The sequence below is a fragment of the Saccharothrix sp. BKS2 genome (assembly GCF_047689505.1).
GTDB lineage: Bacteria > Actinomycetota > Actinomycetes > Mycobacteriales > Pseudonocardiaceae > Actinosynnema > Actinosynnema lopnurensis.
In genome coordinates this window covers 101,210-113,933 of the sequence record NZ_JAUQOL010000008.1, presented here as the reverse complement: position 1 = coordinate 113,933, position 12,724 = coordinate 101,210, and the positions used below count along the sequence as shown (strand labels likewise).

Annotated in this window: 13 protein-coding genes; 5 read left to right on the top strand and 8 right to left on the bottom strand. The window is 75.3% G+C overall.

Annotation, left to right across the window (positions count from 1 at the left end; translation table 11 throughout):
• Nucleotides 1-46 precede the first annotated feature (46 nt).
• From Q5530_RS18415 to Q5530_RS18405, 3 genes are read right to left on the bottom strand one after another with little or no spacing between them, the layout of a single operon-like run.
• Nucleotides 47-817, bottom strand: coding sequence for a pentapeptide repeat-containing protein (locus tag Q5530_RS18415; RefSeq protein WP_415363799.1), 771 nt, complete (start codon nt 815-817; stop codon nt 47-49).
• The gene (gene recQ, locus Q5530_RS18410; protein ID WP_415363797.1) at nt 814-2,622 is read right to left on the bottom strand and encodes a DNA helicase RecQ; all 1,809 of its coding nucleotides are present in this window, start codon (nt 2,620-2,622) and stop codon (nt 814-816) included. The genes Q5530_RS18415 and recQ overlap by 4 nt, the downstream gene beginning before the upstream one ends.
• Nucleotides 2,623-2,631: 9 nt before the next feature.
• Complete coding sequence (locus Q5530_RS18405; protein WP_415363796.1) at nt 2,632-2,967, bottom strand: hypothetical protein; 336 nt, start codon at nt 2,965-2,967, stop codon at nt 2,632-2,634.
• Between the two features lie 52 nt (nt 2,968-3,019).
• Here Q5530_RS18405 and Q5530_RS18400 point away from each other — a divergent pair, with 52 nt between their 5' ends.
• Together Q5530_RS18400 and Q5530_RS18395 are read left to right on the top strand one after the other, a co-directional pair.
• Nucleotides 3,020-4,108, top strand: coding sequence for an HNH endonuclease (locus Q5530_RS18400; protein ID WP_415363794.1), 1,089 nt, complete (start codon nt 3,020-3,022; stop codon nt 4,106-4,108).
• Between the two features lie 170 nt (nt 4,109-4,278).
• Nucleotides 4,279-4,719 carry a hypothetical protein gene (locus tag Q5530_RS18395; protein WP_415363792.1) on the top strand — a complete coding sequence of 147 codons (441 nt, stop codon included), beginning with the start codon at nt 4,279-4,281 and terminating at the stop codon, nt 4,717-4,719.
• On the opposite strand, the gene Q5530_RS18390 is transcribed toward Q5530_RS18395, so the two are convergent.
• Together Q5530_RS18390 and Q5530_RS18385 are read right to left on the bottom strand one after the other, a co-directional pair.
• Nucleotides 4,685-6,703 carry a hypothetical protein gene (locus Q5530_RS18390; RefSeq protein ID WP_415363791.1) on the bottom strand — a complete coding sequence of 673 codons (2,019 nt, stop codon included), beginning with the start codon at nt 6,701-6,703 and terminating at the stop codon, nt 4,685-4,687. The two genes, Q5530_RS18395 and Q5530_RS18390, sit on opposite strands and share 35 nt — an antisense overlap.
• A gap of 97 nt (nt 6,704-6,800) precedes the next feature.
• Complete coding sequence (locus Q5530_RS18385; protein WP_415363789.1) at nt 6,801-7,598, bottom strand: alpha/beta fold hydrolase; 798 nt, start codon at nt 7,596-7,598, stop codon at nt 6,801-6,803.
• 82 nt (nt 7,599-7,680) lie between these two features.
• Here Q5530_RS18385 and Q5530_RS18380 point away from each other — a divergent pair, with 82 nt between their 5' ends.
• Complete coding sequence (locus Q5530_RS18380; protein WP_380634039.1) at nt 7,681-8,061, top strand: RidA family protein; 381 nt, start codon at nt 7,681-7,683, stop codon at nt 8,059-8,061.
• Nucleotides 8,062-8,083: 22 nt separating this feature from the next.
• Here Q5530_RS18380 and Q5530_RS18375 read toward each other — a convergent pair whose 3' ends face one another.
• Complete coding sequence (locus tag Q5530_RS18375) at nt 8,084-8,503, bottom strand: CoA-binding protein (RefSeq protein WP_415363787.1); 420 nt, start codon at nt 8,501-8,503, stop codon at nt 8,084-8,086.
• Nucleotides 8,504-8,587: 84 nt separating this feature from the next.
• On the opposite strand from Q5530_RS18375, the gene Q5530_RS18370 reads away from it, so the two are divergent.
• Nucleotides 8,588-9,865 carry a phospholipase gene (locus Q5530_RS18370; protein WP_415363785.1) on the top strand — a complete coding sequence of 426 codons (1,278 nt, stop codon included), beginning with the start codon at nt 8,588-8,590 and terminating at the stop codon, nt 9,863-9,865.
• On the opposite strand, the gene Q5530_RS18365 is transcribed toward Q5530_RS18370, so the two are convergent.
• On the bottom strand, nt 9,862-10,695 hold the full coding sequence (locus Q5530_RS18365; protein WP_415363784.1) for a S1 family peptidase: 834 nt from the start codon (nt 10,693-10,695) through the stop codon (nt 9,862-9,864). The two genes, Q5530_RS18370 and Q5530_RS18365, sit on opposite strands and share 4 nt — an antisense overlap.
• Nucleotides 10,696-10,770: 75 nt before the next feature.
• A complete protein-coding gene (locus Q5530_RS18360) occupies nt 10,771-11,280 on the bottom strand; it encodes a DinB family protein (RefSeq protein WP_415363783.1) in 510 nt (169 codons plus the stop codon).
• Between the two features lie 244 nt (nt 11,281-11,524).
• Here Q5530_RS18360 and Q5530_RS18355 point away from each other — a divergent pair, with 244 nt between their 5' ends.
• Nucleotides 11,525-12,487, top strand: coding sequence for a hypothetical protein (locus Q5530_RS18355; RefSeq protein ID WP_415363781.1), 963 nt, complete (start codon nt 11,525-11,527; stop codon nt 12,485-12,487).
• Nucleotides 12,488-12,724: the final 237 nt, after the last annotated feature.

The window sequence follows — 12,724 nt, the reverse complement described above, 5'->3', positions numbered from 1 at the left end:
GCCGGCCCTGGACCGCGTGGTGGTCGGGCCCGCGGGCGGCTGCCGCTCAGCCCCAGTGGGCGGGGTGCCGCAGCCCGGTCGGCAGCCGGGTCCCCCGGTCGCCCCTCGCGGCGTCCACCTGCGCCTGGGTGAGGTAGAACGCGCCGGTCAGATCGGCCCCGGACAGGTCCGCCCCGCGCAGGTCGGCGCCGATGAAGTCCACCAGCCGCAGGTCGGCCCCGCGCAGGTCCGCGCCGATCAGGTAGGCGCCGCGCAGGCTGGTCGCGCGCATCCGCGCCCCGCGCAGGTCCTTGCCGATCAGGTCCGCGCCCCGGCGGTTGCGGCCCTTGCCGCGCACCAGCTCGCCGGCCCGCAGCAGCAGCTCGTTCGTCCGGCCCCAGTACGGGTCGACGTCCAGGGCCAGCAGCTCCGCGGGGGTGCCGCCGGCCAGCCGCTCGACCTCCGCGCGCAGCGCCTCCACCCGGGCGTGCAGGGGACGGGCGGGCGCCAGCTCCAGGGTCGCGGTCAGGTACCACAGCAGCTCGTGCAGCCGGCGCACCACGGGGAACACGTCGAACACGCGGTCGTCGCGCCGGGCCTCGCCGCCGAACGTCACCTGCACGACCTGCTGGCCCGCGCCGAAGCAGTCGTAGACCGTGCAGCCGGTGAAGCCGCTGCTCCGCAGCTTCGCGTGGATGCCGCAGCGGGAGTCCGCGCCCAGGTTCGGGCACGGGGTGCGGGCGGGCTTGTCGATCGCGAAGTCCTGGGACCGGGCGAACGCGGGCACCACGCAGCACAGGCCGACGCAGCGCGAGCAGTCGGCGCGCAGCTCGGTCACGCGCTCAACTCGTCCAGGATCTGCTGCCCGTACTTGGCCAGCTTGTTCTCCCCGACGCCGTTGACGGTGCCCAGCTCGGACAGCGTGGTGGGCCCGGACGAGGCGATCTGCCGCAGCGTCGCGTCGTGGAAGATCACGTAGGCCGGGACGCCCTGCTCCTTCGCGGTCGCCGCCCGCCACGCGCGCAGCCGCTCGAACACCGGCGTGGCCTCGGCGGACAGCTCCACCTGCGGCGCGGCGGCCTTGCCCGTCCGGGCGGTCTTGACCTTGGCGGCGCGCTCTGCCTCGCGGCGCATCACGACCCCGCGGCCCTGGAACAGCACCTCGTCGCTGGCCGGGGTGGTGACCAGCGTCGAGTACTCGCCCTCCACCTCGAGCAGGCCCTGCGCGAGCAGCTGCCGGACCACGCCGCGCCAGCCGCTCTCGTTCAGCTCGGTGCCGATGCCGAACACCTTGAGCTGGTCGTGGTCGTGCTGGATGACCTTCGCGGTCTTGCGGCCGAGCAGGATGTCGATGGTCTGCCCGGCGCCGAACTTCTGCCGCCGCTCGTTGCGCAGCCGCACCACCGTGGACAGTACCTTCTGCGCGGCCACCGTGCCGTCCCACGTCTCCGGCGGGGTCAGGCACGTGTCGCAGTTGCCGCACGGCGAGCCGGGCTGGCCGAAGTAGTTCAGCAGCTGGACGCGCCGGCACTCGACCGTCTCGCACAGCGCGAGCATCGCGTCCAGGTGCGCCATCAGCCGGCGGCGGTGGGCCTGGTCGCCCTCGGAGTCGTCGATCATCTTGCGCTGCTGCACGACGTCCTGGAGGCCGTAGGCGAGCCACGCGGTGGACGGCAGCCCGTCCCGGCCCGCGCGCCCGGTCTCCTGGTAGTAGCCCTCCACGGACTTCGGCAGGTCGAGGTGGGCGACGAAGCGCACGTCCGGCTTGTCGATGCCCATGCCGAACGCGATGGTGGCGACCATCACCAGGCCGTCCTCGCGCAGGAAGCGGGACTGGTTGGCGGCGCGCGTGCCCGACTCGAGGCCGGCGTGGTAGGGCAGGGCCCGGATGCCGTTCTGGTTGAGGAACTCGGCGGTCTTGTCCACCGAGTTGCGGGACAGGCAGTAGACGATGCCCGCGTCGCCGACGTGCTCGGTGCGCAGCAGCTCCAGCAGCTGCTTCTTCGGCTCGTTCTTCGGCACGATGCGGTACTGGATGTTCGGGCGGTCGAAGCTGGCCACGAAGTGCTTGGCGTCGGTCAGGTTCAGCCGCTCGGCGATCTCCGCGCGGGTGGCCTCGGTGGCGGTCGCGGTGAGCGCGACCCGCGGCACGTCCGGCCACCGCTCGTGCAGGTGCGACAGGGCCAGGTACTCGGGGCGGAAGTCGTGGCCCCACTGGGAGACGCAGTGCGCCTCGTCGATGGCGAACAGCGCGATCCTGCCGCGGTCCAGCAGCCGGGCGGTCTGCTCCGTGCGCAGGCGTTCGGGCGCGAGGTAGAGCAGGTCGAGATCGCCGGCCAGGAACTCGGCCTCGACCATGGCCCGCTCGTCGGGGAACTGGGTGGAGTTGAGGAAGCCCGCGCGCACGCCGAGGTCGCGCAGCGCGTCCACCTGGTCCTGCATGAGCGCGATCAGCGGCGAGATCACCACGCCGGTGCCCTCGCGCACCAGCGAGGGCACCTGGTAGCACAGCGACTTGCCGCCGCCGGTGGGCATGAGCACCAGAGCGTCGCCACCTGTGACGACGTGGTCGACGATCTCCTGCTGGTCCCCGCGGAAGGACTCGTAACCGAAGATCCTTCGCAGAACCTCTTGCGAAGCCATTGGCCGATCCTAGCCAGGACCACCGACAGGGCTGTGCCGGCGACCCCTGAAGACGTGGTCGCGGTGCCGGGCGAAGTAGCCGGCCGTGCCTTCGCGCCACGCCCCGGTCACCCGCCCCTCGACGAACGGCAGGTGGGAGGCCGGCAGGTCGGCGGGCAGCACCCGTCCGCACCGCGCGCACGGGGCGCCGGTCGCGCCGTCGAGCGGCAGGTCCCGCAGCGCGAGCGGCTCGTGCCGCGACACCCGGCCGCGCTGCCGGTGCCCGACCAGCGTCCCCAACGCCCGGAACAGCTCGTCCGCGCCCCACTCCCCGGGCTCGACCGGGGGCCGCTCGACGTCCACCACGGCGCCCACCGTGCCGGAACCCCGGCCTCCGCGTTGCGTCTACGCTGCGTCGGTGCCCTACACCGACGTCGGCGTGGACCACGTGCTCCGGGCGATCGCGCTGTTCGACCGCATCGGTCGCGAGAAGTTCCTCGGGGACCACCGCTACGAGAAGGCTCGCGAATACGTGCTGGTGCACAACGGTCGCGAGTACGACTCCAAGGCGATCGTCGGTGTCGCGCACGGGTTCATCGAGGGCCGGTCGCCCCTGCTCCCGAACCAGCTCAGCGGCGGGGCGAGCCACGCGGCGGGGCACCTGTGCGCCCTCGGCTTCGAGGTCCGGGGCATGGCGGCCGTCTCCGCCGAGGCGTTCCTCGGCGGTCTGCTGGCGGTCCACCGGGAGCACGTGGCCGGGGCGATCACCCTGCTGTGGGCGATCGGGCGCGCGGCCGACCGGGACGCGCCCCCGCTGCACCCCCGGGACGCGCTGCGCGCCGAGGTGGGCCGGCTGCTGGCCGACCACGGGCAGGCGGTCGACCCGGACCGGGTCGTCCGCGGCCTGGCGCGCCCCGGGCTGTGGGTGGCGGGGCGGGAGAGGGCGGGTTTCGCCGCGCCCCTGCACGGGAGGCTCCGGCGCGAGGTGCCGTTCCGCACCTGGACGGTCAACGCGGTGCGCTCCCGGCTGCTGGACGACTCGGTGGACCAGGAGGAGCTGCTGGCGGCCGTCGGGCTGGTCGAGCACGCCGCGGTGAGCGGGGCGACCCGCACGACCGGCGCCACCGAACGGCGTGGGCGCACCGGCTCGGTGATCGTGCGGAACCCGGCCAACGCGAAGCAGGTGAAGCGCCGGCACGACGACCGGTGCCAGTTCTGCGGCACCCGCCTGCGCACCGCCTTCGGCCACTACAGCGAGGCCGCCCACATCCGGGGTCTGGGCCTGCACGGCGGGCCGGACGAGCCGGCCAACATGCTGTGCCTGTGCGCGAACTGCCACGTCGAGTTCGACAACTTCGCCCTCTACGTGGACGAGGACGGCGTGGTGCGCCGCGTCCGCGACCGGTCGGAGGTCGGGCCGTTGCGCAGGCACCCCGAGCACTACATCGACGAGGAACACCTCACCTACCACCGGGAACTCTGCGTGATCGGCCCGTCACCCGCGTAGTGCGGTCGCGTGGGGGAGTGGACGGGGACGAGGCGAAAGTCCCGGTGCGACGAGGCTGACACGCCAGGGGCCGGGTACGCCGAGGAGCCCGAGTACGTCAGGGGGCGCAGCCGGAACAGCCGCTCCTCGCCCGACGCGGTGACGCCGCGTCGGGCGGCAGGCTCGGCACCGTGAAACCCCGAGCGCGCAAGACCTGGCTGGCGCTGCACGTCATCTCGTCCGTCGGCTGGCTGGGCGTCACCCTGGCGAACCTGGTGCTCGCCTCGGCCGCCTTCGGCGCGCCCCACCTCTACCGGGCCATGGCGCTGCTGGGCGACCTTGTGGTGCTGCCGCTCGCGCTGACCGCCCTGACCACGGGCGTCGTGCTGGGGCTGGGCACCAGGTGGGGCCTGCTGAAGCACCGGTGGGTGCTCGCCAAGTTCGCCCTGACCCTGGTCGCGGTCGCGGCCACGACGTTCTCCCTGCGGCCCGAGCTGCACGCCGCCGCGCGCGGGGTGGCCGGGGCGGGCACGAGCGTGCTGGCCGCGTCCTGCGTGTCGCTGGCGATCTACGTCTTCAGCACCGTCGTCTCGGTCTTCAAGCCCTGGGGGCGGACCCGCCGCCGGGCCTGAGGTCGGCCCGCCGGCGCGCCACGGTCGCCGCCAGCTCGACCGGGTCGCACCCGGCCAGGTGGTCGCGCACCGCGGCGTGCGGGAACCGGAACCCCTCGACCAGCAGCAGGCGGTCGCGGGCGGAGCGCAGCAGCGCCTTGCGCCGCAACGGGAACTCGTCCAGGGCGAGCGGGCGGGACAGCAGCTCGGCCACCGGGTCGAACGGGCGGTTGGCCAGTGGCGCCACGGCCAGCCCGACCAGCAGCCCGGTCGCCGGGCCGAGGGCCGCCAGGCGCACGTCGGCGCCGATCCCCGCGGCGAGCCCGGCGCCGGCCAGGCCCGCCACCGGTAACCAGCGCAGACCCGCGGCGGCCGGCCGGCCCAGGCCCGCCCACACAGCGGTCAACCCGCCGACGAACACCCCGGCGACCGCGCCGACCAGCAGGCCCGCGCCCAGCCCGGCCACCAGCTCCGGGGTCGGCCCGGTCAGCACCATCACCCCGGCCGATCCCAGCGCGCACACCACCGCCCAGTACCGGTCGCGGGTCCCGGCGTACGCGATGACCAGCGCCGTCACCACGACCAGGCCGAACACGACCGCCGCCGGCCGGCGGGCCACCTGACCGCCCAGCCACGCGCCCACCGCGGCCACCGCGCCGACCACCACCGCGCCGGCCGCGAACCCCACCGCCGCCCAGCGCTCGCCGCGGCCCGGCGACCCGTCCTCCGCGCCGCTCGCCGGGAAACCGCAGCGCGGCACCAGGATCGTGGCCACGGCGGCGAACGCGGCGGGCACCAGGCCCAGCCGCACGCCGACCACGGCGCCCAGCGCCACCGCCCCGCCCGCCAGCGCGCCCGGCGCGGCCCGCCGGAACAGCCGCCACACCGCCGCCTCGCCGACGAAGTCCAGCCACACCCCGCGCCGCGGCAACCGGGTGCGCGCGGCCAGGTCGTGCCGCCGCCGCGCGACCCGCGCCAGGAACCGCAGCGCGCGCACCACCCGCTCCGGGTCCCCGGGCCCGCGCGCGGCCGACTCGACCAGGTAGGTGTCGACGATCGCCCGGTACTCCGCCCGCCCCGCCCGGTACCCCAGCGCCAGCAGCCCGAACGCCAGCGGCGTGCGCACCTCGTCCGCCAGTTCGGGGTTCTTGAGCAACGCCTCGTGCAACCCGTCCAGCCGCGGCGCGCACGCCGCGACCAGGCCCAGCACGTCCTCGCGCCGCAGCGGCTCGACCCGCACCACCTCGCGGCGCGGCAGCCTCGCCCACGCGTCGCCGGGGTCGGTGGCGCACAGCACGAACGGCGTCGGCCCCAGCGCGGCGACCCGGTCCAGGCACTCGGCGCGGTCGGCCCCGGGCAGCTCGTCCAGGTCGTCGAGCAGCCACAGCAGCTCGCGCTCGCGCAGCCACCGCCGGGCGACCCGCGGCGCGATCCCGTAGCGGTCGGCCACCGCGCGCAGCAGCCACTCGCCCAGGTCCTCGGTGCGCCGCCACCCGGCCAGGTCCACCACCACCGGCACCGGCCGCAGCGGGTCCTCCCGCGCCGCCGCCACCAGCCGCTCGGCCAGCTCCAGCAGCAGCGTCGTCCGGCCCGAGCCCGGCTCGCCCAGCACCACCAGCGCGGTGCGGACGCGTCCCGGCAGGCGGGGCCCGACCCGGGGCGCGACCCCGAGCTTGAGCCGCACCTCCCCGGCCAGCGAGCCGTCGAGCCGCTCCCGGACGAACGCCTCCACGCGGTCCAGCGCGGCGGTCCGGTGCGCGGGGTGCGCGGGTCGCCGCCGCAGCAGCAGCGCCCGCAGCGGGTCCCACGCGGCGAGGCCGGCGGTGACCGCGGACAGCGCCGCGAGCGCGGGCCACAGCCACGCCGCGTACGGGCCGAGCACGTGCGGCGCGGAGCCGCCGGTGACCGTGTTGACCGCGACCGGCACCAGCACCAGGGCCGTCACGCCACCCGCGGTGATCAGGGCGGCCAGGCGGGACGCGCGCGCGAGCCGTCGGGTGTCCATGCCGCGTCCTCCCACCGGGTCGGGCACGACGGTAATGGCGTTCCGGGCGCGGTGGTAGCGGAGTTCCCGTGGTCAGGGGGTCACGGACCGTGCCCGGCTAGCCGGTCAGGAAGTCCACCAGCAGGCGGTTCACGGCGTCGGGCTGTTCGAGGTAGCCGTAGTGCCCGGCGTCGGCGACCTCCTCGTACCGCGCGCCGGGGATGGCGTCGGCCACCTCGCGCGCCAGGTGCGGCGGCAGCACGCGGTCGTCGGCGAAGCCCACGACCAGGCACGGCACCGGGATCCGGCGGTACGCGGCCAGCCGGTCGTCGTGCTCGTCGAGCTCCTGCTGCGCCCGGACGCCCCCGGACACGGCCGAGCCGCCGAACTCGAAGATGTCCAGCCAGTCGCGCACGCCATCGCCGCGCAGGGTCGCGGGGGACAGGTTCAGCACCGCGTTCACCGCCGCGTAGTACCGGCCGGGCAGGGTGATGCCCTTGTCGTGCAGGGCGCGCTCGCCCCGCGACAGCGCCAGCTGCATCGGGTCGTTGCGCCCCGCCGTGCCCAGCATCGCGGCCTTCGACACCAGCTCCGGGCGCGCCAGCGCCAGCTCCTGCACCACCCGCGCGCCCAGGGAGGTACCGACCAGGTGCGCCCGCCCGCCCAGCGACTCGACCAGCGCGGCGGTGTCGCCCACCAGGTCCGCCATCTCCATGCCGCCCGCGCACTCGTCGGTCGGCGGGATGCCCCGGTTGTCGAAGGTCGCCACCCGGAACCCGGCCGCCACCAGGGCGGGCACCTGGTGCGCGTGCCACACGCGCCCCGGGCTGCCGGTGCCCATCACCATCACGACGAGGTCGCCCTGGCCCCGCACCTGGTAGCTGAGGTTGATCCCGTTGAGCGCGACGACCGGCATGGCCCGCAGGCTACTGACCGGCCCCGCCCGGCCGCCACGAACCCGCCGCGCCCGGTCCCGCCGCCCGGTTAGGGTGGCGCGCATGAGGCGAGTGATCCTGTCGGGTTCCACCTTCGAGGAGCGGATCGGCTACGCGCGGGCCGTGGTGGACGGCGACTGGGTGCACGTCTCGGGCACCACCGGGTTCGACTACGCCACCATGACCATCGCCGACGACGTGGTGGCGCAGGCGGAGCAGTGCCTGGCCAACATCGGGTGGGCGCTGACCGAGGCGGGCGCCTCCTTCGCCGACGTGGTGCGGGTGACCTACTACCTGCCGGACGCGGCGGACTTCGAGGCGTGCTGGCCGGCGCTGCGCCGGGTGTTCGGCGAGGTCCGGCCGGCGGCGACGATGCTGGAGTGCGGCCTGTCCGACCCGCGGATGCGGATCGAGATCGAGGTGACCGCCCGCCTCGGCGGCTGACGCGGGCGGTCGGGGCCGGGGCTCAGCGCGGGCCGTGCGCGGGCCACTCGATCGCGGGGCAGCGGTCCATCACCACGTCGAGCCCCGCCGCGGTGGCGCGCTCGTAGGCGGCCTCGTCGACCACGTCGAGCTGGAACCACACCGCCTTCGCGCCGATCTCCACGGCCTGGTCGGCGAACTCGCCGGCGGCCTCGGACCGGCGGAACACGTCCACCACGTCGACCGGGAACGGGATGTCGGCCAGCGACGCGTAGCCGGGCTCGCCGTGCACGGTCTCGGCGGCCGGGTGCACGGGCACGACCCGCTTGCCGCACTGCTGGAGGAACCTGGCCACGCTGTAGGCGGCGCGGCCCGGCGCATTGGACAGGCCGACGACGGCCCACGTGTCGCCGGACGCCAGGACCCGGCGGATCTTCTCGGGATCACCCCACGGTTCACTCATCCTTCCAGCCTAGTCCGGCCGACGTGAACTTAATTCGCGTTACTCTCGGCCCAGCCGCCGCGCAGCCTTCGAGAGGACGCCTTGATGCGCGCAACCCGAACAGCCCTCGCCGTCACGCTGCTCGCCCTCCTCGTGCCACCCGCCGGCCACGCCGCCGCCGCCGCCGATCCCGTCGTCTACCTCCAGAGCGCGACGACCGGCCTCAACGCCGGCGTCTCGGGCACCTCGGTGCTCCAGCGCCGGCCCAGGGGCGACGAGGACCGCCAGCAGTGGACCTGGTCCGGCCGCACCCTGCGCGAGGGGGACCGCTGCCTCGGCCGCGCCGGCGACCAGGCCGTGACGCTGCCCTGCGACAGCCCCGACGCCCAGTGGGACGTGCTGCCCGACGGCGACCGGCACCGGTTGAAGGTGCCCGGGGCCGACCGGTACCTCGTCGCGAGCGGCACCGACCAGGTGCGGGTCGGCTCCGGCGCCGACCTCTGGTACCTCACACCGGTCTCGCCGGTCCTCACCCCCGCGCCGCCGGAGGGGCAGCGGCGGCTGGACCAGGTCACCTTCCTCACCGCCCACAACGCCTACGCCAACGGCGTGGACGGCGGCTTCGCCCCGCCCTTCGTCAACCTCGCGCCCAACCAGGCCCGGGGCCTCACCCGGCAGCTCGCCGACGGCGTGCGCGGCTTCCAGCTCGACGTCCACCACACCCCCGACGGCGCGATCCTCTGCCACAACAGCTGCACGCTGGTCAGCCGGCCGGTGGCGCTGTGGGTGGACGTGCAGCGGGTGGTGGACTTCCTGCGCGCCAACCCGACCGAGTTCGTCACGCTCTTCCTGGAGGACTACGTCCCCGCCGACGTGCTGCGCGCCGAGCTGAACCGGGTCGACGGCCTCGCGGACGTGCTGTTCCGGCCGGACCGGGCGGGCGTGCGCGCCACCGGCTGGCCCACCCTGGACGCCCTGCGCGCGGCGAACGACCGGCTGCTGATCTTCACCGACCGCACCCGCGCGGCCGACGGGGCGCTGCCGCGCGACAGCTTCGGCGTGATGTACCAGCAGGAGTGGACGGTGGAGAACCACTGGTCGATGGGCCCGGGGGTGGGCGGCTCGGACTGGTCCTGCCACAGCCGCTGGGGCACGCCGCTCAACCGCACCGAGCCCGGCTTCCGGCCGCTGTTCGTGATGAACCACTTCCGGGACGTGCCGTTCACCGGCACCGCCACCACCGACAACGGCAAGCTGGCCGACCGCGCCCGGCGCTTCTGCGAGCCCGCCGCCCGCAAGACGCCGACCTACCTGGCCGTGGACCACTACCACCTGGGCAACCCGGTGGCGGCGGTCCAGGCCCTGTCGGGGGCGCGGTTCTAGCCGCGCTCCTGACCGCCGGGGCGCGGCAGCCCGCAGCCGGGGGCGGTCAGGTCCACCCGACCGCCCCCGGTCAGGCAGGGCACCAGCGGGTGGGTCCGCTGCGCGTACCCGGTGCCCCGGCGGACGGTCACCTCGCCGTGCTCGTCCACCTCGCACGGGTTGTTCACCGTGCAGCGCTCACCGTTCTCGTTGCCGGTGTTGTTGATCGCCACCACCCGGCCGGTCGCCGCGTCGACCACCGGGGAGCCGGACGTGCCGGCGGTGGTGTCGCAGCCCGCCGCGTAGCGCAGGGAGCCGGCCCAGGTCCACCTGCCCTCGCGCAGCTCGTGCACGTACCCGTCCACCGCGCAGGAGTAGACCTCGCGCCAGTAGCCGGAGACCACGCGGATACCGGCGCCCGGCGCCGCCGGCTCCGGCGCCAGCTCCAGCGCGCTCGTGCCCATCGCCTCGACCTGGGCGTAGGTCGAGGTCAGCCGGTACAGCGCGACGTCGGTGCCCGACATGGTCGCGTAGGCCAGGCCCTGCGCCCGCACCGTGCCCAGGTCGCCCCGGCCGTCCCTGGCCAGCAGGGTGAAGGCGCGGTCGGACGCCTCCTCGACCACCACCTCGTCGGCGCCCATCATCCGCACGCAGTGCCCGTTGGTGAGCACCAGCGCCGGGTCCTCCGGCCGGTGCCCGGGTGGCCGGACCACGGAACCGGAGCAGCCGCGCAACGACACGACGCCGGTGAAGTCGACCTCGGTGAAGTCGATTTTCGGGGAGGCGGTGACCGGGGTGGTGGACAGGGGCAGCACGAGTGCGGCGGCGAGCACCGCGACCAGGTGGCGCATGGCGGTGATCAAAACAGCCGCGGCCGGGCCGCGCAGGTTCCGTCACCCGCCCGTGCCTCACCCGGACGGGGGTGATCACTCGCCCTTGCGGCCGTCCGCCAGCTCGCGCAGCAGGTCGAGGTGGCCGACGTGCCGGGCGGTCTCCTGCACGAGGTGCGCGAGCACCCAGCGGACCGTGCGCCCGTTGCCCCGGAAGTCGGCGCGCGTGCGGTCGTCCGGCCCCAGGCCGTGCAGCGCCTCGGCGGAGCGCTCCCACTCGGCGCGGTACCCGGCGATCACCGACTCGACCGTGTCGTCCTCGCGCGGCAGCCACGACGCGTCCGCGTCCTCGCCCCACAGCGACGGCGCGTCGGACCCGCCCACCTCGATGGACAGCCACCACCGCTCCACGGCGGTCAGGTGGCGCAGCACGCCCAGCGGCGTCACCACCGGGGAGGTGGGGATCGGCGCGCGGGAGGCGTCCGCCGGGTCCAGCCCCTCGACCTTGGCCACCGCGGTCAACCGCAGGAAGGTCAGGAACTCGGTCAGCAGCCGCAGCTCGTCCCGCGCGGCGGGGGCGGGCCACGCGCGTTCGTTCGAACTCATGTTCGAACCTTACGGTACCGCCGGGGCGAGGTCGCGCGCGCTCCCGTCACCCCGCCTTTGCTATCGTCGGCACCGGCGTGTGTGAGCAGACGTGAGGCTGGAGCCACCCCCCGGCAACCGGGTGGCGCGAATCCGCCGCGGGGTGGGGGCACCCCTGTTCACGAGCAGGACGATCGAGCACCTCGACCGACGCGTGAACCGCGTCCTTGTCACGCCGGGCCGGGCGGCGGGAGCGAGGACTGCCGTGGCACGCACGTCGTTGACCGAACAGCTCGTGGACCTCCGCCGGACCTACACCGGCGAGAACACCTCCCAGGCCACCCCGGCCGTCAAGGCCGTGCTGCGCGGCCTGCCCGCCGACCGGCGCGACCTCGTGGTCGACGCCCTGCGCGGTCGGGCCGACGCGCGCGGCCCGTTCCTGCCCGACGCCGAGGGGCACGACCAGCGCACGCTGGAGTGCGTGCTGCTGCGCGTCGGCCTCGACGCGGCCTCCCACCTCCAGCTCCGGCCGCCCGCGAGCATGTTGCGCCCCGCCCACGCCTTCCGCGCCGTCGAACCGCTGCCGCACCCGCGACTGCACCTCGCCGAGCACGCCGTGGGCCCGCTGCTCTACGAGCTGCTGCCCCGCCGGGACGGGGACTGGGTGGCGGGCGTGCCCGGCCTGCGCGTCACGCGCCACCCGCGCTCGGTGGAGCTGCGGCTCGTCGGTCTCGACGCGGCCGCGCACCTCGCGGGCGTGGACGACCGCGCGTGGGCCGAGGGGATGCGGTACGTGCGCAACCTGATGGCGGGCCGCGGGCTGCGCGGGGACTTCATCGACGGCCCGCTCACCACCGCCGAGCGGGACCACCTGGACGAGACGCCCCACCCGACCGGGGCGGGCAGCCTGGTGCTGCGCCGCTACCACGTGTTCGCGCGGGCGCCGTGGGTCCGGATCGCGGGCCGGGGCGGGCAGTTGTGGGTGGAGTGGCCGGAGGGCCTCGGCGTCGCGCGGGTGGCCGACCGCCTGCTGCACCCGGTGTTCGGCCTGCCCGAGGCGGTCGAGACGCCGGGCGCGCCGGGCGAGCTGGGCCTCTCCACCGGGTGGTACGACGTGTTCCTCCGGGAGGTCGAGCCGCCGGACCCGGCGAACGAGCCCGCGCTGGCCGCGATGGAGTGGCCGCGGGGCGTGACGGGCTGGTGGGAGCCGCCGCACGCGGTGCGGTGATCCCGCCGGAGGTGCCACGACCGGTGGTCGGGAACGCCGCCACCGGTAGCCGGGGGACACCACGGCCGACCGTCGGGGACACCGCCACCGGCCGCCGGAGGTGCCACGACCGGTGGTCCACCGATCGCGCGATCTTGTTGACGGTGGTCGTTCCCGGACCGGCTCCCGGGGACGACCACCGGCTGCGTTCAGCCGATCGGGGTGCGTCCGATGCGACGAAGTCGCGCTCGGTGGCCG